Genomic DNA, 22,163 nt, shown 5'->3' on the forward strand with positions numbered 1-22,163 from the left:
ATGGTCATGACCCAACGCTGCGACCGCGCACCGGCCTGGGCGCAGCTGCAGTCCAGCTTCGACATCGCAGGGCGCCAGTTCGATGTGCGCCACGCCTTCGTCGACGACGCCGGCCGCTTCGCGCGCTTCAGCCAGGAGGCTCCCTACGTCTTCGCCGACCTGTCGAAGAACCTGATCGACGCGCGCACCGAAGAGCTGCTGCTCACGCTGGCGCGCGAATGCGGCCTGGAGGCGCACCGCGACGCCATGTTCGCGGGCGAGCACATCAACAACACCGAAGACCGCGCCGTGCTGCACACGCTGCTGCGCGCCCCGGCCGATGCGCCCACCGGCCCGAAGACCGCCAACGAACTGCGCGAGGTGCACGCCACGCTCGACGCCATGCTGGCCTATGCCGAGCAGGTGCGCGGCGACCACACCATCACCGACGTGGTCAACATCGGCATCGGCGGCTCCGACCTGGGCCCGCAGATGGCGGTGCTGGCGCTGGCCGAGTTCGCCGCGCCGGGCAAGCGCTTTCACTTCGTCTCCAACGTCGACGGGCACGAACTGGCCGGCGTGCTGAAAGGGCTGGCGCCGGAGCACACGCTGTTCCTCATCGCCTCCAAGACCTTCACCACCACCGAGACGATGACCAACGCGCTCTCGGCCAAGCGCTGGTACGAGCAGTCGGGCGGCACCGACATCGCGGGCCACTTCGCGGCGCTCACCACCAACGTGGAAGCGGCGAAGAAGTTCGGCATCACCACCACCTTCGGCTTCTGGGACTGGGTGGGCGGCCGCTATTCCCTGTGGTCGGCCATCGGCCTGCCGATTGCGCTGGCCATCGGGCCCGAGGGCTTTCGCCGGCTGCTGGCGGGCGCGCATGCGATGGACGAGCACTTTCGCACCGCGCCGCTCGCGCAGAACCTGCCGGTGCGCCTGGGGCTGCTCGACGTCTGGTACCGCAACTTCCACAAGTTCACCAGCCGCGGCATCGCGCCGTACCACAGCGCGCTGAAGCGGCTGCCGGCCTACCTGCAGCAGCTGGAAATGGAAAGCAACGGCAAGCAGGTGGACGCGAGCGGCAAGCCCGTGGCGTTCGGCACGTCGCCGGTGCTGTGGGGCGAGCCCGGCACCAACGGCCAGCACGCCTACTTCCAGATGCTGCACCAGGGCACCGACGTGATTCCGCTCGAGTTCGTGGCGGTGCGCGACGCCGCGCACGACCTCGAAGGCCACCACGCCAAGCTGCTGGCCAACGCGCTCGCGCAGGCGCAGGCGCTCATGGTCGGCAAGCTCGACGAGGGCGGCCACAAGAACTTTCCGGGCAACCGGCCGAGCACCTTCTTCGTGTTCGAGAAGCTCACGCCCGAGACGCTGGGCGCCTTCCTGGCGCTGTACGAGCACCGCGTGTTCACCAGCGGTGCGCTGTGGGGCATCAACAGCTTCGACCAGTGGGGCGTGGAGCTGGGCAAGGTGCTGGCCAAGGACATCGAGCCGCGCCTCGCCTCGGGCGACGTGATGGGGCTGGACGCCTCGACGGCCGGCCTGCTGCAGCGCCTCAGCCCGCAGCAGCCGTAACTGCTTCGCCGGCGCCCTGCGCCGTTGCCGCCGCCGCCGGCGCGCCGCTGGCCATGCGCACGCACAGGTCGAAGGCCTGCTGCAGCCCTTCGATCTGCGCGACGCCCTGGCCGGCAATGTCGAAGGCGCTGCCGCTGGCCGAGGTGGCCACCGGCACCGGCAGCCCCCCGTGCAAGGTCACGCCTTGCTCGAAGCCCATGAGCTTCATCGCGATCTGGCCCTGGTCGTGGTACATCGACACCACCGCATCGACATCGCCGCGCCGCGCGCCGATGAACACCGTGTCCGGCGAGAACGGACCGCGCGCGTCATGGCCTTCGGCGCGCAGCTGCGCGATGGCCGGCGCGATGATCTCGATTTCTTCCATGCCGATGGAGCCGCCGTCGCCCGCGTGCGGGTTGAGCCCCGTCACCGCGATGCGCGGGTGCGCCACGCCGGCGCGGCGCAGGGCCGAGGCGATGATCTTCACCGCGTCCTGCACGCCCTCCAGCGTGATGTGGCTCGCCACGTCTTTCAGCGGAATGTGCGAGGTCACGCGCGAGGTCCACAGCGAGCCCGTGAGGTTGAACTCGCAGACGAAGCCCTTCACCGCGAAGCGCTCCTGCATGTAGCGCAGCTCGTCTTCGTGCACCAGCCCGCCCAGGCGCAGCGAATGCTTGTTGAGCGGCGCGAACACGATGGCATCCGCCTGTCCGCGGCGCACCACCAGCGTGGCCAGCTCCAGCGCCTCGAAAGAGGCGCGGCCCGAGGCTTCGTTCGATTCGCCGAGCACCGCTTCGCTGCCCGCCATCCAGTCGCAGGCGAGCAGGCTGGGCCGGCCGTCTTCGAAGCGCAGGCTGTCCAGGCTGTCGATGCGAAGCGCATCGAGCTTCACGCCCGCCACGCGCTCGCCGGCGGCCAGCACGAGCGGGTCGGCAATGAGCAGCACGCGCGCGGCGTCCAGGTTGCGCTGGCGCGCGAGCAGCTTCACGGCCATCTCGGGGCCGACGCCGCCGGGGTCGCCGAGCAGCACGACGAGGCGGGGCTTGGCGGAGATCACGCTCGGGGTCTTGGATGGGGTGGACATGACGATGTGGGCGATGTGGACGGTGGGGAAACTGGTTGAATTCGGGGGAGTGCGCGCGGCGTCAATCGGCCTTGATGTTGGCGTCGCGCACCAGCTGGCCGTAGTGGTCGAACTCCTGCCGGTTCATGGCCGCGAAGGGCTCGCCGGTCAGCGCGCCGGGTTCGCCGCCCAGGGCCTTGATGCGCGCCTGCACGTCGGCCATCTTCAGCGTGCGCGTGAGCTCGGCGTTCAGCCGCTCGACCGCGGGGCGCGGCGTGCCGGCCGTCACGTACAGGCCGTACCAGGTGGACACGTCGGCGCCCTTGATGCCCTGCTCGGCCAGCGTGGGCACGTCGGGCAGCTCGGGCGAGCGCTGCGGCGCGCTCACGGCCAGCGCGCGGAACTTGCCGGCCTTGATCTGGCCCATGGCCGAGGAGGTGCTGTCGAACATCATGTCGACCTCGCCGGACATGATGTCCACGTGGGCCTGAGCGCTGCCCTTGTAGGGCACGTGGATCGACTTCATGCCCGTGGCCAGGTTGAAGGCCTCGCCGCCCACGTGCTGCGTGCTGCCGATGCCCGACGAGGCGTACTTGAAGCCGCCCGGCCGCGCCGCCATGGCGGCCACCAGGTCCTTCACCGACCGGTAGGGCGAGCTGGCCGACACCACCAGCACATTGGGCATGACGGCCACCAGGCCCACCGGCTGCAGGTCTTTCAGCGGGTCGTACTTGAGCTTGAGGATGTGCGGCGCCACCGCCTGCGCCGTGTTGGTGGCCAGCAGCAGCGTGGCGCCGTCGGCCGGCGCGCGGGCGGTGAGCTCGCCGGCGATGGTGTTGGACGCGCCGGGCCGGTTCTCGACCACCACCGTCTGCTTGAGCGAGGGCGCGAACTTGTCGGCCAGCACGCGCGCCAGGATGTCGGTGCCGCCGCCGGGCGAAGCCCCCACCATGATGCGCATCGGCTTGTCGGGGTAGGCGGGCTCGGCGCTGACCAGGGGCGCTGACAGCGCCATCGCGGCGAGCCACCCCACGCGGGCCAGGAAGAAAGGCTTCATCGGGTTTGTCTCCAGCTTGTGTCTTGCGACTTGTTGTGAGCCCGAGCGTACGGAGCAACGGCCGGCCGATCCAATCGAAAAAAGCCGGCACTCCATATACTTTTGTGCATGACACACGAGCCCGCCGACACCTCCCTGATGCTCCATGTGCGCCCGCGCCAGCTGCTGTTGCTGGCCCGGCTGCATGCGCACCGGCACCTGGGCCGCGCGGCCGAGGCCATGAACATCAGCCAGCCCGCGGCCACCAAGCTGCTGCAGCAGCTGGAAGACTCGCTGGGCGAGAAGCTCTTCGAGCGGCTGGCGCGCGGCATGGAACCCACGCCCTACGGCGAGATCCTGATCCGCTACGCCCGCCGTGTGCTCAGCGACTTCGGCACCGCGCGCGAGGAAATGCTGGCGCTGCGCTCGGGCCTGAGCGGCGCGTTGCGCGTGGGCAGCGTGCCCGGCGCCGTGGCCGAGCTGCTGGCGCCGGCGCTGGTCGAGTACCACCGGCGCCATCCGCGGGTGGCAGTGTCGGTGGTGGTCGAGACCAGCGACGTGATGCAGGCGCAGCTGGAACAGGGCGACGTCGACCTGGTGCTGGGCCGCCTCACCGACGGCCACGACGAGGCGAAGTACGCCAGCGTGCCGCTGCTGGGCGAGTCGCAGGTGGTCGTGGTGCGCACCGCGCACCCGGTGTTCGAGCGCGCGGCCGTCACGCTGGCCGACATGGCGGGCTGGTCGTGGGTGCTGCAGCCGCCGGGCTCGCCGCAGCGCGGGCGCTTCGAGGCGGCCATGCGCGAGGCCGGCATCCAGGCGCGGCTGGACATCATCGAAACGGCATCGCCCATTGCCATCACGGCGCTGCTGGAAAACTCCGACATGGCGGCCGTCATGCCCGCCTCGCAGGCCAACCACTACGCCCGGCTGGGCGTGCTGCGCACCGTGGCGCTCGAGCTGCCGGTGCGGGTGCCGCCCATTTGCCTGATCACGCGCGAAGACCGGGCGCTCTCGCCGGCGGCGGCGCAATTCCGCCGGCAGCTGCTGGGCGACACCGCCTGAACCGCTCGAAACCCGCTGGAGCTCGCCGAGCCTTCACGTAGCGCTTTGGATTGCGCAGAATCCATGCTGTATTGCGTTAACTAGGGAATCCACCAGTCAGGTGGTGCATGAAAGTACCATCGTCGACATTCGAAGTACCAAAGCCGCAAGCGCGTTTCTTCAGAATCCCGGCACGGCGACCCGACAAGAGGGCGTCGCTCACCTCTAGGAGACAACATGAAGCGTTTTCTGAAAGCGGGCCTCGTCCTCGCACTCATCGGTACGGGCGTCGTGTCCCAGGCCGCCACCGAACTCGTGATCGCGACCGTGAACAACGGCCACATGATCGAGATGCAGAAGCTCACCCCCTTCTTCGAAAAAGCCAACCCCGACATCAAGCTGAAGTGGGTCACGCTCGAGGAAGGCACGCTGCGCCAGCGCGTGACCACCGACATCGCCACCAAGGGCGGCCAGTTCGACGTGATGACCATCGGCCTGTACGAAGCGCCCATCTGGTCGAAGAAGGGCTGGCTCAAGCCCATTGCCACCGACGCCGCCTACGACATCGACGACCTGCTGCCCGCCATTCGCAACGGCCTGTCGACCGACGGCAAGCTGTACGCCGCGCCGTTCTACGGCGAGAGCTCCATGCTCATGTACCGCAAGGACCTGGCCGACAAGGTGGGCGTGAAGTTTTCCGACCAGCCCACCTGGGCCCAGGTGAAGGAGTTCGCCGACAAGGCCAACGACCCCAAGGCCGGCGTGTACGGCATGTGCCTGCGCGGCAAGCCGGGCTGGGGCGACAACATGGCCTTCCTGACCACGCTGGTCAACACCAACGGCGGCCAGTGGTTCGACATGCAGTGGAAGCCGCAGATCGACACCAAGGCCTGGAAGGACGCCATCACCTTCTACGTCGACATGATGAAGAAGGACGGCCCCCCGGGCGCCTCGGCCAACAGCTTCAACGAGAACCTGGCGCTGTTCAACGAAGGCAAGTGCGCCGCCTGGGTGGACGCGACCATCGCCGCCTCGTTCATCAGCGACCCGAAGCAGTCGAAGGTGGCCGACAAGGTCGCCTTCGCGCAGGCACCGACGGCCAGCACGCCCAAGGGCGCCAACTGGCTGTGGTCGTGGAACCTGGCCATCCCGGCCAGCTCGACCAAGGACGAGGCCGCGCAGAAGTTCATCAAGTGGGCCACGTCCAAGGACTACATCAACCTGGTGGCCAAGGAAACCGGCTGGGCCTCGGTGCCCACCGGCACGCGCAAGTCGACCTACGCGAACCCCGAGTTCCAGAAGGTCGCCAAGTTCGCCGAAGCCGAGAAGAAGGCCATCGACAGCGCCAACCTCACGGACAGCACGCTGCCCAAGTCGCCGTACGTGGGCGTGCAGTACGCGGCCATTCCGGAGTTCCAGGCCATCGGCGTGGCGGTGGGCCAGCAGATGAGCGCGGCGCTGTCGGGCAAGGTCACGGTCGACCAGGCGCTGAAGACTTCGCAGACGGCCGCGGAGCGTGAGATGAAAAAGGGCGGGTACTACAAGTAACCCGGTCCCTTCCCCTCTCCCCTCGGGGAGAGGGCCAGGGTGAGGGGGCAGCAGCGCGCCCACCGCCGGCGTCGCTTGCCCTCACCCCAACCCTCTCCCGCCACGCGGGAGAGGGGGCAACAGCCCCAGAGAGGAACACACAATGAAAAGACTCCTGCCCCGCGCCCTCATGGCGCCCGCGGTGCTCACGCTCTTCCTGTGGATGATCGTGCCGCTGCTGATGACGTTGTACTTCTCGTTCGTCAACTACAACCTCATGCAGCCCGGCGAGCGCACCTTCGCGGGCCTCGAGAACTTTCACTACTTCGTCACCGACCCCGACTTCTGGCCGGCCACCTGGAACACGCTGCTGCTCATCGGCAGCGTGATCGTCATCACGGTGGTGTTCGGCGTGCTGCTCGCGCTGCTGGTGAACGAGCCGTTTCCGGGGCGCGGCATCGTGCGGGTGCTGCTCATCTCGCCGTTCTTCGTCATGCCCGCGGTGAACGCGCTGCTGTGGAAGCACATGATGATGAACCCCATCTACGGCGTGCTGGCAGACCTGTGGCGCTTCTTCGGCGCGCAGCCGGTGGACTGGCTCACTGACGTGCCGCTGCTGTCGGTGATCATCATGGTGGCCTGGCAGTGGCTGCCCTTCGCCTGCCTGATATTCATCACCTCGCTGCAGTCGCTGGACCGCGAGCAGATGGAGGCCGCGCGCATGGACGGCGCCAGCGCGTTCCAGCGCTTCTTCTATCTCACCATTCCGCACCTGGGCCGCCCGATGGCCGTGGTGATCATGATCGAGATGATCTTCCTGCTCAGCGTGTTCGCCGAGATCGCCATCACCACCAACGGCGGCCCGGGCAACGAGAGCACGAACATGACCTACATGATCTTCAAGCAGTCGCTCATGAACTTCGACGTGGGCGTGGCTTCGGCCGGTGCGCTCTTCGCGGTGGTGCTGGCCAACATCGTGGCCGTGTTCCTCATCCGAATCATCGGCAAGAACCTCGACTGAGGCGCACACGTCATGCAACAACAAGCTCCCAGCAACTTCCTGCCGCAGGCCATTCGCACCGTGGGTGCGTGGGCCGTCACGCTCGTGCTGTTCTTTCCGCTCGGCTGGCTGTTCCTCACGGCCTTCAAGACCGAGCTGCAGGCCATCCACGTGCCGCCGCTGTTCATCTTCGAGCCCACGCTCGACAACTTCGGCGAGGTGCAGCGCCGCAGCGACTACCTGCTGTACGCGCGCAACTCGCTCATCACCAGCCTGGGCTCGACCATCCTGGGCCTGTTGATCGCGGCGCCCGCGGCGTACTCGATGGCCTTCTTCCGCACGAAGAAAACGCGCGACATCCTCATGTGGATGCTCTCCACCAAGATGATGCCGGCCGTGGGCGCGCTGGTGCCCATCTACGTGATCGCGCAGACCGCGGGCATGCTCGACTCGCTCACCGCGCTGACCATCGTGTTCACGCTGTCGAACCTGCCGATCATGGTGTGGATGCTGTACAGCGCCTACAAGGACATTCCGAACGAAATCCTGGAGGCCGCGCGCATGGACGGCGCCAACCTGTGGACGGAGTTCCGCCACGTGGTGCTGCCTCTGTCGGTGGGCGGGCTCGCATCGACCGGCCTGCTGTGCCTGGTGCTGAGCTGGAACGAGGCCTTCTGGGCGCTCAACCTCACCTCGGCCAAGGCCGGCACGCTGGCCACGCTCATCGCCTCGTATTCCAGCCCCGAGGGCCTGTTCTGGGCCAAGTTGTCGGCCGCGTCGCTGATGGCCATCGCGCCCATCGTCGTGTTCGGCTGGTTCAGCCAGAAGCAGCTCGTGCAGGGCCTGACCTTCGGCGCCGTCAAGTAAAGAAAGGGAGACATCTCATGGCCTACCTCGAACTCAAGAACATCAAGAAAAGCTTCGGCGACGTCGACATCATCAAGGGCGTCGACCTGCAGATCGCCAAGGGCGAGTTCATCGTCTTCGTCGGGCCCTCGGGCTGTGGCAAGTCGACGCTGCTGCGGCTCATTGCCGGGCTGGAGCCCATCACCAGCGGCAACCTGCTGCTGGACAGCAAGGACATCACCTGGACCCCGTCGGGCAAGCGCGACCTGGCCATGGTGTTCCAGAGCTACGCGCTCTACCCGCACATGAGCGTGTACGACAACATGTCGTTCGCGCTGAAGCTGGCGGGCGTGCCCAAGGACGAGATCAAGACCAAGGTCGAGTACGCGGCCAAGACGCTCAACCTGACGCAGTACCTCGACCGCACGCCCAAGGACCTGTCGGGCGGCCAGCGCCAGCGCGTGGCCATCGGGCGCGCCATCGTGCGCGCGCCCAAGGTGTTCTTGTTCGACGAGCCGCTGTCGAACCTCGACGCGGCGCTGCGCGGCAACACGCGCGTGGAAATCCACAAGCTGCACCGCGCGCTGGGCGCCACCACCATCTACGTGACGCACGACCAGGTGGAGGCCATGACGCTGGCCGACCGCGTGGTGGTGCTGAAGGACGGGCTCATCGAGCAGGTGGGAACGCCGCTGGAGCTGTACGACCACCCGGCCAACCAGTTCGTCGCGCAGTTCATCGGCATGCCGTCGATGAACATGGTGGCGGCCGCCGCCATTCCCAGCTTCTCGGCGGCCACCGGCGGCAAGCTGCCCGCCGACGGCTTCCTGGGCGTGCGCCCTGAAGGCCTGCGCGTGCATCCGAAGCAGGGCGCGCCGGTGAGCGACGTGCAGGGCCGCGTGGAGCTCATCGAGGCGCTGGGCGCCGACACGCTCATTCACGTCGACGTGGGCGGCGTGCCGCTCATCGCGCGCCAGAACGACCGCACGCCGCTGCAGGCGGGCGACGACGTGGCGGTGGAGCTCGACCCCTCGGTGCTCCACCTGTTCAACCGCGAAGGCCGTTCGGTCGGCGCGTGACTCCGAATCTTTCAACGCCATTTCAACGGACATTGCCGTGACCATCGCGCACATTCCACCGGCTCCCTCGGAGTTCACGGTGCTTCATCTCGGCCTGGGCTCGTTCCATCGCGCGCACCAGGCGGTGTACCTGCAGCGGCTGATCGACGCGGGCGACGCCCGCTGGTCGCTGTCGGGCGCCAACATCCGCCCGGACATGGCCGACGTCGTCGCGGCGCTGCAGGCGCAGGGCGGGCGCTACACGCTGGAAACCGTGTCGCCCGCGGGCGAGTACCGCTACGAGGAAATCACGGCCATCCGCGAGGTGCTGGCCTGGGAGCCCTCGCTGGCCAGCGTGGTCGCGCGCGGCGCGGCACCCGGCACGCGCATCGTCTCGTTCACCGTGACCGAAGCGGGCTACTACCTCGACAACAAGGACAAGCTGGACCTGTCGTTCGCCGAGCTGGCGGCCGACGTGGAGCGCGCGCGCAAGGGCGAGTCCGGCGGCGACAACGTGACCGTCTACGGCGCGGTGTGCGCCATTCTTCGCGCGCGCAAGGCGGCCGACGCCGGCGCCATCACGCTGCTGAACTGCGACAACCTGCGCCACAACGGCGACCGCTTTCGCGCCGGGCTGCTGGAGTTCATCGCGCTCGCGGGCGACACCGACCTGCTGGCCTGGGTGAACGCGAATACGCGCTGCCCCAACGCCATGGTCGACCGCATCACGCCGCGCCCGCCGCCCGAACTGCGCGCGCGCGTGCAGGCCGCCACCGGCCGCGACGATGCCGCCGCCATCACCGGCGAGAGCTTCATCCAGTGGGTGGTCGAAGACAACTTCGCGGCCGGCCGGCCCGAGTGGGAGCGCGTGGGCGCGGAGCTGGTCGCGTCGGTGCAGCCGTATGAAGAGGCCAAGATCCGCATCCTCAACGCCACGCACAGCTGCATTGCCTGGGCGGGCACGCTGGTGGGGTTGAACTTCATCCACGAGGGCACGCACGACGCGGCCATCCGAAAGATGGCCTTCGACTACGTCACAGACGATGTCATTCCGTGCCTGACGCCGAGCCCGATCGACCTGGCGGCCTACCGCGACGTGGTGCTCGACCGCTTCGGCAACCCTGCCATCCGCGACACCAACCAGCGCGTGGCGGCGGACGGCTTCTCGAAGATTCCGGGCTTCATCGCCCCCACCGTGCGCGAGCGGTTGGCGGCCGGCGCGAGCATCGACAGCGTGGCGATGCTGCCCGCGCTGTTCCTCGCCTTCCTGCAGCGCTGGCACCGGGGTGCGCTGCCGTATACGTACCAGGACCAGGGCATGGACGAAGCGGTGGCGCATGCGATCTGCGATGCGGCCGACCCGGTGCTGGCCCTGTGTTCGGATGCGGGCTTGTGGGGCCACACCGCGGGCGACGCGCGCCTGGTCGATGCGGTGCGCCGTGCGAGCGAACGCGTGGCGCGCTTCGTCGACACCCAGGGCAAGCCATGAGCGGCCGCCTGCAAGACAAGCATGTGCTGCTGACCGGCGCGGGCGGCGGCATCGGCCTGGCCGTGGCCGAGGCCTGCATGGCCGAGGGCGCGCGCTGCACGGTGATCGACCGCGCCACCGCCGCGCCGGAGGCCGTGCGCGTGCTGCAGCAGAGCCACCCCGACACGCTCGCCTACATCGCCGCCGACGTGACCGATACGCAGGCCATCACGCACATGCTGGCCGAGGCGCAGGTCGCCTTCGGGCCGGTGCACACGCTGTTCAACAACGCGGCCGTGTTCGACCTGGCGCCGCTGCTCGACAGCGACGAAGCCTCGTTCGACCGGCTGTTCGCGGTCAACGTGAAGGGCATGTTCTTCGTGATGCAGGCGGTGTTGCGCCACATGGTCGAGGCCGGCACGCAGGGCGCGTCGGTGATCAACATGGCCTCGCAGGCGGGGCGCCGCGGCGAGGCGCTGGTGTCGCACTACTGCGCGACCAAGGCGGCCGTCATCAGCTACACGCAGAGCGCCGCGCTGGCCATGGCGCCGCACGGCATACGGGTGAACGGCATCTCGCCGGGTGTGGTCGACACGCCGATGTGGGACCACGTCGACAGCCTGTTCGCCAAGGCCGAGGGGCTGCAGCCCGGGGAGAAGAAGCGGCAGGTCGGGCTGGCGGTGCCGCTCGGGCGCATGGGGCTTCCTGGCGACATCGCGGGGGCCGCGGTGTTTCTTGCGAGCGACGAGGCGCGCTACATCACTGCGCAGACTCTGAATGTGGATGGCGGCAACGTCATGAGTTGATGAGGTGCTTTTTGTTTCTTCGCGATGTTTCTTGCGTGCGTGGTTCGGGGCGGCCTGTTCACCCGTCCCCGAACGCACCGGCACTTTCGGCACAAAAAAAGCCATGACAGAAGACTTCCACCTTTACCTGGACAGCGCCGACCTGCAAGAACTGCAGGCCTGCCTGCCGCACCCCGTGGTGCACGGCGTGACCACCAACCCGACGCTGCTGCTGCGTGCGGGCATCGGGCGTGCGGCCTTGCCGGGGCTGCTGAAGCGCTGCATCGAACTCGGGGCTCGGCAAGTGCAGGCCCAGGTGTATTCGAGCGAGGTCGACGGCATGCTCGACGACGCGCATGCGCTGCTGCCGCAGTTCGACCGCGGCCAGCTGGTGGTCAAGATTCCCGCCACGCGCCAGGGCCTCGATGCCGGCGCGCAGCTCATCGCGCAGGGCGTGCCCGTGACGTTCACGGCGGTGTACGCGCCCGAGCAGGCGCACTTCTCGGCGCAGCTGGGCGCGGCCTATGCGGCGCCGTATCTCGGGCGGCTCGAAGACTCGGGCGTGAACGGGCTGGCGCTGATTGCTCAGATGCAATCGCTGGTCGCACAGCGGCCTTCGTCGGGCACGCGGCTGCTGGTGGCGAGCATTCGTTCGCGCGAGGCGTATCTTTCGCTGCTGGGGCTCGGCGTGGGTGCCATCACCATTCCGCCGCGGCTGTTCGCGGAGCTGCTCGACCACCCGCCCACGCTGGCCGCCGAGCGCGGCTTCCTGGCCGACGCGGGCAGCTTGCCTTGAGCCCATGACACAGTGACCCAGAATCCAGACACCATGCGCATAGCACTCACGGGCGAAGCCCTCATCGATTTCACCGCCAGCGAGGCCGGCACCCTGGCCTTCCTGGGGCACGAGGGCGGCTCGCCGCTCAACACGGCAGTGGCCTGCGCCCGGCTCGGGCAGCCCACCGGCTTCTTCACGCAGCTGTCGACCGACCTGTTCGGCGAGCGGCTGATGGGTTTTCTTCAACGCAACGGCGTGGACACGAGCTTCGTGCTGCGCAGCAACGCGCCCTCCACGCTGGCTTTCGTCGAACGCACGCCGCAGACCAACCGCTACGCGTTCTACACAAGCGGCAGCGCCGACGCCACCTGGGCGCCCGAGCCGCTGCCGCAGCTGCCGGCGGACTGCCGCTTCCTGCACTTCGGCTCGATCTCGCTGCTGCAGCAGCCGGCCGCCACGCGCATCGCCGACCTGATCGCGGCGAACAGGGGCCGCTGCGTGATCGTGTTCGACCCCAACGTGCGGCCCAGCCTGATTCCGGACATGGCCTCCTACCGCGAGCGCGTGTCCGGCTGGTTCGCGCTGGCCGACCTGGTGAAGCTCAGCGACGAAGACGCGGAGCTGCTGGCGCCGGGCCAACCGGTCGATGCGCTGGCCGCGCAGATCCTGCAGGCCGGCGCGCGCGCCGTGATCGTCACGCGGGGCGGCGACGGCGCGACGCTGTGGCGCACCGGGCATGAAGCCCTTGCCGTGGCCGCGCCGCGCGTGCAGGTGGTGGACACCATCGGCGCGGGCGACACCTTCACGGCCGGGCTGTCGGTGTCGTTGCTGGCGCACGGCGTGGAGCAGCCTGCGCAGCTCGCCGGGCTGAGCGACGAGACCTGGCGCGAGGTGATGGGCTTTGCCGCCACCGCCGCCGCCCTGAACTGCACCCGCGAGGGTGCGGACCCACCGACGCTGGTCGCGGTTCACGCCGCGCTCGCGCAGGCACAGAATTCCGCTGCCGAACCTGCCTCCCGGCCCTGAGCCGTGCGGCCTGAACCGTTGCTGCCATGACGACGTCCACACGCAAGCGTTCGATTCCCCGCCAACGCCAGCCCGAGCTGGAGCGCGACTTTGCGCGCTCCCCCTCGCTGGGCTACGAAGCGCCCGAAGAAACCGGCCTGGTGCGCTGCCTGGCGCACGGCTTTCCCAGCCCGCTGGTGCGATGGCACTTCCATGAAGACTACGAGCTGCACCTGATCACCGAGACCTCGGGCAAGGCCTTCATCGGCGACTGGATCGGGCCGTTCCAGCCCGGGCACCTGGTGCTGTGCGGACCGCGGCTGCCGCACAACTGGATCTCGCTCGACGTGCCCGAAGGCGGCGCCGCCGGGCGCGACCGGGTGATCCAGTTTCGCCACGAGCCCATCGAGCGGGCCGCCGCCGAGATTCCGGAGCTGCGCGAGGTGATGCAGCTGCTGGAGCGCGCGCGCCACGGCATCGAGTTCTTCGGCATGTCGCAGCAGGCGCAGAGCCACTGGGACCACATCAAGGCCGCGCGCGGCGTGCGCCGGCTGGGCCTGTTCTGCGAGTTCCTGGCGGACCTGGCCGACTGCACCGACTACCGGCTGCTGTCGAGCGTGCAGATGCAAGGTGCACAGGGCGCGGACGGCGACGCGCAGGTCGACCAGATCAACGGCATCGTCAACCGCATCACCAACAACATGGCGGAGTCGATCTCCATGTCGGACGTGGCCGCCGAGCTGGGCATGAGCGAGAGCCGCTTCAGCCGCTTCTTCAGGCGTTCCACCGGCAACAGCTTCACCGACTTCGTCAACCGCGTGCGCATCAACAGCGCCTGCCACCTGCTGATGCAGACCGATCACTACGTGACGGACATCTGCTACCAGGTGGGCTTCAACAACGTGGCCAATTTCAACCGGCGCTTTCTCGAGATCAAGGGAATGACGCCCAGCGAGTTCAGGAAGCAGGCCGACACGCGCTTCGGCAGCGGCCTGCCGTCCTGAGCATTCCTGTTTTCCAGGGGGTTCATCTTGTATCTGGGACTCGACCTCGGCACGTCCGAGCTCAAGGCGCTGCTGCTCGCCGACGATCACCGCATCGTGGGCGTGGCGCGCGCGCCGCTCACGGTCGAACGGCCGCGACCGTTGTGGTCCGAGCAGGCGCCGCAGCAGTGGTGGCAGGCGCTGGAAGAGGTGATGCGCGCGCTCGGCAAGTCGCACCCCGAAGAACTCGCCGCGGTGCGCGCCATCGGCCTGTCGGGCCAGATGCACGGCGCCACGCTGCTCGACGCGGCGGGTGAGGTGCTGCGCCCCGCCATCCTGTGGAACGACGGCCGCAGCGCCGCCCAGTGCGAGGCGCTCACGCGCGCCGTGCCGCGGCTCGGCGACATCGCGGGCAACCTCGCGATGCCGGGCTTCACCGCGCCCAAGCTGATGTGGGTGCGCGAGCACGAACCGCAGGTGTTCGCGCGCACGGCACGCGTGCTGCTGCCGAAGGACTGGCTGCGCTTCATGCTCAGCGGCGAGGCGGTCAGCGAGATGTCGGACGCGGCCGGCACGCTGTGGCTCGACGTGGGCGCGCGCGACTGGTCCGATGAGCTGCTGGCCGCGACCGGCCTCACGCGCGCGCACATGCCGCGGCTGGTCGAGGGCAGCGAGGTGTCGGCGCGGCTCAAGCCCGAGCTGGCCGCGCGCTGGGGCCTCGGGACGGGCCAAGGCCAGAGCGAGGTGCTGATTGCCGGCGGCGCGGGCGACAACGCCGCCAGCGCGGTCGGCATGGGGCTGGTGGAGCCGGGGCAGGGCTTTGTCTCGCTGGGTACCTCGGGCGTGGTGTTCGTGTCGACTGACCGCTTCCTGCCGAACCCCGCGCAGGCCATGCATGCGTTTTGCCACGCGCTGCCCGGGCGCTGGCACCAGATGTCGGTGATGCTCTCGGCCGCCAGCGCCGTGAGCTGGGCCGCGAAGACGTTCAGGTTCGCCGACGAATCCGCGCTGCTCGAGGCGGCGGCTTCCGTCGCGGCCGACCAGCGTGCGCGTTGCCCGTTGTTCCTGCCGTACCTGTCGGGCGAGCGCTCGCCGCACAACAACGCGAATGCGCAGGGCGTGCTGTTCGGCCTGACGCATGCGCACGGCCCCGCGGAAATTGCCTACGCGGTGGTCGAGGGCGTGAGCTTCGGCTTGCGCGACGGCTTCGACACCTTGCGCCTGCCGGCTGACATGCCGCTGCGCGAAGTCGCGCTGGTGGGCGGCGGTGCGCGCAGCGTGTGGTGGGGACAGTTGCTGGCCGACATCTTCGGGGTGCCGCTCACGCTGTACGCGGGCAGCGAGACCGGCGGTGCGCTGGGCGCGGCGCGCCTGGCGTGGCTGGCCGATGGTGGCGCCGTGGCGGAGGTGTGCACGCTGCCGCCGGTGAAGCAGGCGTTGGTGCCGTCGAGGGACGGGGCCGAGGGCCACAAGGCGCGCCATGCGCGGTTCCAGGCGCTCTACGCCGCGCTGAAAGACCAGTTCTATTAGCCGACGGGCTCCAGCAACATTCCGAGCGCCCATAAAAAAACCCGTCGCAAGACGGGTTTTTTTATTTCGCGAAACACCGCGGAACCGGCTTTGCCGGGCCGCAGGTGTTGCCCCCGGTAGGGGGTTGGCGTAGCGGACACGAAGTGCCGCGCAGCCTGGGGGCGAGCGAATTTACATGCCCATGCCGCCCATGCCGCCCATGCCACCCATGTCGGGCATGCCGCCGCCGCCAGCACCCGACTCGTCCTTGGGTGCGTCAGCAACCATGGCTTCGGTCGTCAGCAGCAGCGAGGACACCGAAGCGGCGTTCTGCAGTGCGGTGCGGGTGACCTTCGTCGGGTCCAGGATGCCCAGCTCGAGCATGTCGCCGTACGTGTCGTTCGCAGCGTTGAAGCCGTAGTTGCCCGAACCGGCCAACACAGCGTTCACCACCACCGAGGCTTCGCCGCCGGCGTTGTTCACGATTTCGCGCAGGGGCGCTTCGATGGCCTTCAGCACGAGCTTGATGCCGGCTTCCTGGTCGGCGTTGTCGCCCTTGACCGAGGTGCCCACAGCTTGCTTGGCACGCAGCAGAGCCACGCCGCCGCCAGCCACGACGCCTTCTTCCACTGCAGCGCGGGTAGCGTGCAGGGCGTCTTCCACGCGAGCCTTCTTTTCCTTCATTTCGACTTCGGTGGCAGCGCCGACCTTGATCACTGCCACGCCGCCGGCCAGCTTGGCCACGCGCTCTTGCAGCTTTTCACGGTCGTAGTCGCTGGTCGCTTCTTCGATCTGAACGCGCACTTGCTTCACGCGGGCTTCGATGTCACCAGCAGCGCCGGCGCCGTCGATGATGATCGTGTTTTCCTTGCCCACTTCGATGCGCTTGGCTTGACCCAGGTCGGCCAGCGTCACCTTTTCGAGCGTCAGGCCCACTTCTTCAGCGATGACCTTGCCGCCCGTCAGGATGGCGATGTCTTCCAGCATGGCCTTGCGGCGGTCGCCGAAGCCAGGAGCCTTCACAGCCACGACCTTCAGGATGCCGCGGATCGTGTTCACGACCAGCGTAGCCAGGGCTTCGCCTTCGACTTCTTCGGCAATGATCAGCAGCGGACGGCCAGCCTTGGCGACTTGCTCCAGCACCGGCAGCAGGTCACGGATGTTGCTGATCTTCTTGTCGAACAGCAGCACGAAGGGGTTGTCCAACAGCGCCGATTGCTTCTCGGGGTTGTTGATGAAGTAGGGCGACAGGTAGCCGCGGTCGAACTGCATGCCTTCGACGACGTCGAGTTCGCTGTCCAGCGACTTGCCGTCTTCCACGGTGATCACGCCTTCCTTGCCGACCTTGTCCATCGCGTCAGCGATGAGCTTGCCGATGGTTTCGTCGCTGTTGGCCGAGATGGAGCCGACTTGCGCGATTTCCTTGGAGGTGGTGGTGGGCTTGGAAGCCTTCTTCAGCTCGGCGACCAGGGCCGTGACAGCCTTGTCGATGCCGCGCTTCAGGTCCATCGGGTTCATGCCGGCAGCCACCAGCTTGAAACCTTCGCGAACGATGGCTTGTGCCAGCACGGTCGCGGTGGTGGTGCCGTCACCGGCGTTGTCCGAAGTCTTGGAGGCCACTTCCTTCACGAGCTGGGCGCCCATGTTCTGCAGCTTGTCCTTGAGTTCGATTTCCTTGGCGACCGACACGCCGTCCTTGGTCACGGTGGGGGCGCCGAACGAGCGTTCGAGCACCACGTTGCGACCCTTGGGGCCCAGGGTGACCTTGACTGCGTTGGCCAGGATGTTCACACCCTCGACCATGCGTGCGCGGGCTTCTCCGCCGAAGACTACGTCTTTTGCTGCCATGATGAATTAACTCCGAAAGGATTGGATTTGAATGAATCGGAAGGGAGAAGGCTTACTTCTCGACGACTGCGAACAGGTCGTCTTCCTTCATCACGAGCAGTTCGTCGCCATCGACCTTGACGGTCTGGCCGCTGTACTTGCCGAACAGGACGCGGTCGCCGACCTTGACGGTCAGTGCGGCCAGTTCGCCCTTGTCGTTGCGCTTGCCCGGGCCCACGGCCAGGACTTCGCCCTGATCGGGCTTTTCGGCGGCTGCGTCGGGAATGACGATGCCGGAGGCGGTCTTGGTTTCGCTGTCAACACGCTTGACGATCACGCGATCGGCCAAAGGACGAAGTTTCATTGCATCTCCTGGATATGGATAAGAAACGGGTTTGTGGTCGGGCACCGGACAAGGCCGGAGCGCCCATTCGACTGGAAGCGAGTGGCTGTTAGCACTCATCAACAGCGAGTGCTAATCATAAGGGCAATCGATGACGTTTCAAGGGCAGGGAAATGCCCCGGCGGCTTCAAGGGCGCCGGCCAGGGCGTCTGAAAGAGTGCTTTATGGCTTGCATTACCCGTCCACGCTTCAAAGAAAGCGCCGGCCCGGCCACCATACGGGGATGCCTCCAATCCTCTCCATCCAGCCCGAGCGCCTTTGGCGTCGGCTCGAAACCCTCGCTTCCTTCACCCGCCCCGACGTTCCCTGGACCCGCCGCGCCTTCTCGCCCGAATTCGAACGCGCCAGGCAGTGGCTGCGCGGCCAATTCGAGGAAGCGGGGCTCGCCGTGCACCTCGACGCCGCCGGCAACCTGACCGGCCGGCGCGAAGGCAGCCAGCCCGGGCTGGCACCACTGGTGACTGGCTCGCACTGCGACACCGTGGTGGGCGGCGGTCGTTTCGACGGCATCCTGGGCGTGCTCGCGGGGCTCGAGGTGGCGCAGTCGCTGCACGAATCGGGCGTGGTGCTGCGCCATCCGCTCGAAGTGGTCGACTTCCTGTCCGAGGAGCCCAGCGACTACGGCATCTCGTGCGTGGGCAGCCGCGCCTTTGCCGGCACGCTGGACGACGCCATGCTCGCCGCATGCAACGAGGCCGGCGAAAGCCTCGCCCAGGCCATGCAGCGCATCGGCGCCCGGCCCGACGCGCTGGCCGGCGCGGCCAGGGGCCCCGGTGGGGTCGCCGCCTTTGTCGAGTTGCACATCGAGCAGGGCCCAGTGCTCGAGCGCGAGGGGCTGCCCATCGGCGTGGTCACCGACATCGTGGGCATCCGCCGCGTGGCCCTCACCGTGACTGGCCAGCCCGACCACGCCGGCACCACGCCGATGGACATCCGCCGCGATGCGCTGGTGGGCGCGGCCCGGCTGATCGACGCGGTGCACCGCGAGGCCAGCGCCATGGACGGCCAGCCGCACTATGTGGTGGCGACCATCGGGCGCATTTCGATGAGCCCCAACGTGCCCAACGCCGTGCCCGGCCGGGTCGACATGGTGCTCGAAGTGCGCAGCAACGCGCAGGCGGTGCTCGACGAATTTCCGGAGCGGGCCATCGCGCTGTGCAGCGACGACCTGCGGCAGTTGCGGGTCAGCTGCAGCGCCGCGCCGCTGACCCGCACGCCGCCCACGAAGTGCAGCGACCTCGTCATGCAGGCCGTGGCCCGCGCGGCCGACCGCCTCGCGCTGCCCCACAGGGCGCTCCCCAGCGGCGCCGGCCACGACGCCATGCACGTGGCGGCGACCGGGCCCATGGGCATGATCTTCATTCCCTGCCTCGACGGGCGCAGCCACTGCCAGGAAGAGTGGGCGAGCAAGGAGCAGGTGGCCGCCGGCACCCGCGTGCTGGCCGAAACGCTCAGGGAGCTCGACGCGCCGGCGCCGTAGCGTCTTTCGCCGGTTCGCCGTTGGCCGCTTCCACGGCGCGCCCCGCGGCGACCACCGCGTCGATCACCTGCCGCAGGCCCTTGCTCACGGGCTTGTCGTTGCGCGTGACCAGCGCCAGCGTGCGGTGCAGCGGCGGCTGGAGCGGCCGCAGGTCGAGCTCGGCGTGATGGCCGCGCCCCGTGACCGCCATCTTCGGCAGGATGGCGACGCCCAGCCCGGCCGCCACCATTTCCTTGATGGCTTCGACGCTGTCGAACTCCATCACCGGCGGCGACGCGTGCCCGCCGCGGCGAAGCCAGTCGTCCACGAGGCCCCGCGCGCTGGCGCCGGGCACGAACTTCACGAGCGGGAGCGCCCCCAGCGTGGCCGCCGACACCTCGGCCGGCCAATCGGCGCTGCCGCGCTGGCAGATGGCCACGAACTCGTCCCGCAGGATGGGCGTGACCGCCAGCGCGCGTGAAGCGACAGGCAGCGTGACCAGCGCGACGTCGACCGTGTTGTCCTCCACGCGCCGCACGTAGCCCTCGGTGTTGCCGGTGCTGACGATGATGTCCAGCAGCGGGTATCGCGCGCGCAGGTCGCGCAGCACCGGCGGCAGCAGGTAGAGGCAGCCGGTGCCGCCCGTGCCCAGCCTCACGCGGCCCGCCACGCCGGCCGAATGGAAGGTGGCGGCGTTGATCGCGTTCGTCAGCGCCGTCGCCACGTTCGGCAATTCGGCCAGCAGGTCCGCGCCTGCAGGCGTCGGCCCCACGCGCCGACCGACCCGTTCGATCAGGCGCACGCCAAGACGCCGCTCCAGTTGCTTGACCTGCACGCTCACCGCCGGCTGCGTCACGCCGAGCCGTTCGGCCGCCGCCGAAAAACTGCCCAATTCAAGAACAAGTGAAAAAGTGCGCAGTTGTTCGAAATTAATGGACAAAGCCAAATCGTTTTTTATGGATTGCATAACGGCGCACGAAATTTTTTAAGCATGAACGAATACAGAATCACTTGCAGGGGGCGAAGAGCAAAACACCAGTCGAACAAATAGATGGCCGGTTTATATGCCAAGACCCCCAAGAACGCGTTTTCAAACAAAAGAACTGCTCAGGGGGATTGGCATGCAGGACCTTATTTCCATCGATGATCTTTCCAGGACCGAAATAGAAACATTGTTTTCTAACATTGACCATATACGGCGCTCGCCCGAAGACTTCCGGCGCGCGCTGACCGGCAAGGTCGTGTGCACGCTCTTCTTCGAGCCCAGCATGCGGACCCGATTGAGTTTCGAGGCGGCGGCCTACCGGCTCGGCGCGCGCGTGCTGAGTGTTTCCGACGTGCGCAACACTCGCGTCGAACTGGGCGAAAGCCTGCTCGACACCACGCGCATGGCCGGCTTCTACTGCGACGCCGTGGTCGCCCGCCATGCGGAGGACGACGTCATGCGCCGCATCAAGGGCACGGTGGGCGTGCCGCTCATCAACGCGGGCGAGGGCCGGGTGCAGCACCCGACGCAGACCCTGATCGACCTCTACACGCTGCACGACCATTTCGGCGGCGTCGACAACCTGCACATCGGCATTGCCGGCGGCATCCGGTATTCGCGCGCGGCAAGGTCGCTGATTGCGGGGTTGCGCAAATTCAGCAACGTCCGCCTGCATATCGTCGATTCGGCCCTCGACGGCGATGAAGGCAGCGAATTTCCGCCACAACTGGGCAAATTGCACGGCGTGGCGCCGCAAATGTATTCGTCCATGAAGGAAATGATCGGCCATGTCGACCTGGTCTACATGGTGCGCGTGCAGCAGGAACAATTCACCGACCCGGCCGTGTACCTGCGCCAATTGCAGAAATGCCGCTTGCACCGCGCGCTGCTGTCGCGCGCGTCGCCGGGGCTGGTTGTCATGCATTGCCTGCCCCGCACCGACGAGCTCGATGTGGACATCGACGAAACCCCGCAGAACAAGTACTTCCAGCAGGCCCGCCATGGCGTGGCCGTGCGAAGCGCCACGCTGCTGCGCTGCATGACCGATTGGAAAGGCAGGAGCTCCGGCAACTCCGCGGCGGGCAGGTCGTGCTGACGGCGCTGGTGCTGGTCGGCCTGGGCCTTTTCATCGGCGTGGTGGCGGTCACCATCGGCGGGGGAGCGACCGCCGGGGTGCCGCTGTTGCTGCTCATGGGACACCCGGCGGCGCAGAGCATTGCCACGGTCAAGTTCGCGCTGCTCGGTTCGTTCGCGACCGGTTCGCTCGCGCGCCGCGGCGACGCCTCCGAGCGCACGAAGATGCCTTGGGTGGTCTGGCCGCTGGCTGTCGTCGGGTCGGTGTCGGGCTCGCTGCTGGTGGTGGGCATTGCCGACCGGGTGTTGAAGATCGTGGTGGCGCTGCTGATGGTCGTCATTCTGTGGGTCACGCACCGCACCGACTTCTCGCGGCGCCCGCGCGACGCACAGGCGCGGCCGCCGCCCGCGCCGGTGGGTGTCGCGGTGATCTTCGGGCTGTGCGTGTACTCGGGCTTCTTCGGGGCGGGCTTCGGCAGCTTTCTGATCTTTGCGCTGATGCATTGCTACGGCCTGAGCTTCAGCGAAAGCGCGGCGGTCATGACACGCATCAACCTGCTGGTGGTGGGGGCCTCGGTGACCACCTTCATTTCGAGCGGCACGGTCGACTTCGGGCTGGGCATTCCGTTGCTGGTCGGTTGCGCGGTGGGCGGCTGGCTCGGCGCATGGGTGGGCCGCGTCGCGAGCCCGAAGCGCATGAAGGCCGCGTTCCTGGCCTTCACCTTGTTGCTGGGAGGCAAGCTGCTGTGGGAGGCAGCGGTGGCCGGATAG

At 67.8% G+C, this 22,163-nt stretch carries 20 protein-coding genes; 15 read left to right on the forward strand and 5 right to left on the reverse strand.

The window, feature by feature from the left end:
- A complete protein-coding gene (pgi, locus tag AB6807_RS17255; RefSeq protein WP_371085516.1) occupies positions 1–1,563 on the forward strand; it encodes a glucose-6-phosphate isomerase in 1,563 nt (520 codons plus the stop codon).
- Here the strand turns inward: pgi and AB6807_RS17260 are convergent.
- Positions 1,544–2,629 carry a 4-hydroxythreonine-4-phosphate dehydrogenase PdxA gene (locus tag AB6807_RS17260; protein ID WP_371085517.1) on the reverse strand — a complete coding sequence of 362 codons (1,086 nt, stop codon included), beginning with the start codon at positions 2,627–2,629 and terminating at the stop codon, positions 1,544–1,546. The genes pgi and AB6807_RS17260 overlap by 20 nt on opposite strands.
- Before the next feature lie 61 nt (positions 2,630–2,690).
- Positions 2,691–3,665: a Bug family tripartite tricarboxylate transporter substrate binding protein gene (locus tag AB6807_RS17265; protein WP_371085518.1), complete on the reverse strand. Its 975-nt coding sequence runs from the start codon at positions 3,663–3,665 to the stop codon at positions 2,691–2,693.
- A 108-nt stretch (positions 3,666–3,773) separates the two neighbouring features.
- Here AB6807_RS17265 and AB6807_RS17270 point away from each other — a divergent pair, with 108 nt between their 5' ends.
- From AB6807_RS17270 to xylB, 11 genes are all read left to right on the forward strand, one after another.
- Complete coding sequence (locus AB6807_RS17270; protein ID WP_286513399.1) at positions 3,774–4,706, forward strand: LysR family transcriptional regulator; 933 nt, start codon at positions 3,774–3,776, stop codon at positions 4,704–4,706.
- Positions 4,707–4,922: 216 nt separating this feature from the next.
- Positions 4,923–6,233 (forward strand): sugar ABC transporter substrate-binding protein, encoded by a 1,311-nt coding sequence (locus AB6807_RS17275; protein WP_116912251.1) that lies wholly within the window; start codon positions 4,923–4,925, stop codon positions 6,231–6,233.
- Between the two features lie 142 nt (positions 6,234–6,375).
- Entirely contained in the window at positions 6,376–7,233 is an 858-nt protein-coding gene (locus AB6807_RS17280) for a carbohydrate ABC transporter permease (RefSeq protein WP_116912250.1), read from the forward strand.
- 12 nt (positions 7,234–7,245) lie between these two features.
- Complete coding sequence (locus tag AB6807_RS17285; protein WP_116912249.1) at positions 7,246–8,079, forward strand: carbohydrate ABC transporter permease; 834 nt, start codon at positions 7,246–7,248, stop codon at positions 8,077–8,079.
- 17 nt (positions 8,080–8,096) lie between these two features.
- Positions 8,097–9,137 carry an ABC transporter ATP-binding protein gene (locus tag AB6807_RS17290; RefSeq protein ID WP_286513395.1) on the forward strand — a complete coding sequence of 347 codons (1,041 nt, stop codon included), beginning with the start codon at positions 8,097–8,099 and terminating at the stop codon, positions 9,135–9,137.
- Positions 9,138–9,216: 79 nt separating this feature from the next.
- Positions 9,217–10,605, forward strand: coding sequence for a D-arabinitol 4-dehydrogenase (gene dalD, locus AB6807_RS17295; protein ID WP_371085647.1), 1,389 nt, complete (start codon positions 9,217–9,219; stop codon positions 10,603–10,605).
- Positions 10,602–11,390, forward strand: a complete 789-nt coding sequence (locus tag AB6807_RS17300) for an L-iditol 2-dehydrogenase (protein ID WP_116912247.1) — start codon at positions 10,602–10,604, stop codon at positions 11,388–11,390. Before dalD ends, AB6807_RS17300 begins: the two co-directional genes overlap by 4 nt.
- Before the next feature lie 103 nt (positions 11,391–11,493).
- Complete coding sequence (locus AB6807_RS17305; RefSeq protein ID WP_371085519.1) at positions 11,494–12,165, forward strand: transaldolase family protein; 672 nt, start codon at positions 11,494–11,496, stop codon at positions 12,163–12,165.
- A 33-nt stretch (positions 12,166–12,198) separates the two neighbouring features.
- Positions 12,199–13,173 (forward strand): carbohydrate kinase, encoded by a 975-nt coding sequence (locus tag AB6807_RS17310; protein WP_116912245.1) that lies wholly within the window; start codon positions 12,199–12,201, stop codon positions 13,171–13,173.
- A 26-nt stretch (positions 13,174–13,199) separates the two neighbouring features.
- Complete coding sequence (locus AB6807_RS17315) at positions 13,200–14,156, forward strand: AraC family transcriptional regulator (RefSeq protein WP_116912244.1); 957 nt, start codon at positions 13,200–13,202, stop codon at positions 14,154–14,156.
- Between the two features lie 27 nt (positions 14,157–14,183).
- Positions 14,184–15,665, forward strand: coding sequence for a xylulokinase (xylB, locus tag AB6807_RS17320; protein WP_371085520.1), 1,482 nt, complete (start codon positions 14,184–14,186; stop codon positions 15,663–15,665).
- A gap of 171 nt (positions 15,666–15,836) precedes the next feature.
- Here xylB and groL read toward each other — a convergent pair whose 3' ends face one another.
- Positions 15,837–17,492 carry a chaperonin GroEL gene (gene groL, locus AB6807_RS17325; RefSeq protein ID WP_116912242.1) on the reverse strand — a complete coding sequence of 552 codons (1,656 nt, stop codon included), beginning with the start codon at positions 17,490–17,492 and terminating at the stop codon, positions 15,837–15,839.
- 52 nt (positions 17,493–17,544) lie between these two features.
- Complete coding sequence (locus tag AB6807_RS17330) at positions 17,545–17,835, reverse strand: co-chaperone GroES (RefSeq protein ID WP_056572926.1); 291 nt, start codon at positions 17,833–17,835, stop codon at positions 17,545–17,547.
- Between the two features lie 262 nt (positions 17,836–18,097).
- Here AB6807_RS17330 and AB6807_RS17335 point away from each other — a divergent pair, with 262 nt between their 5' ends.
- Entirely contained in the window at positions 18,098–19,354 is a 1,257-nt protein-coding gene (locus AB6807_RS17335) for a Zn-dependent hydrolase (protein ID WP_371085521.1), read from the forward strand.
- On the opposite strand, the gene AB6807_RS17340 is transcribed toward AB6807_RS17335, so the two are convergent.
- Positions 19,326–20,300, reverse strand: coding sequence for a LysR family transcriptional regulator (locus AB6807_RS17340; protein WP_371085522.1), 975 nt, complete (start codon positions 20,298–20,300; stop codon positions 19,326–19,328). The genes AB6807_RS17335 and AB6807_RS17340 overlap by 29 nt on opposite strands.
- 154 nt (positions 20,301–20,454) lie before the next feature.
- Between AB6807_RS17340 and pyrB the strand changes: the two genes are divergently transcribed.
- Positions 20,455–21,414 carry an aspartate carbamoyltransferase gene (gene pyrB / locus AB6807_RS17345; protein WP_371085523.1) on the forward strand — a complete coding sequence of 320 codons (960 nt, stop codon included), beginning with the start codon at positions 20,455–20,457 and terminating at the stop codon, positions 21,412–21,414.
- On the forward strand, positions 21,408–22,163 hold the full coding sequence (locus AB6807_RS17350; protein ID WP_371085524.1) for a sulfite exporter TauE/SafE family protein: 756 nt from the start codon (positions 21,408–21,410) through the stop codon (positions 22,161–22,163). Before pyrB ends, AB6807_RS17350 begins: the two co-directional genes overlap by 7 nt.

It is taken from the genome of Variovorax sp. RCC_210 (assembly GCF_041355175.1).
Taxonomy (GTDB): Bacteria; Pseudomonadota; Gammaproteobacteria; order Burkholderiales; family Burkholderiaceae_C; genus Variovorax.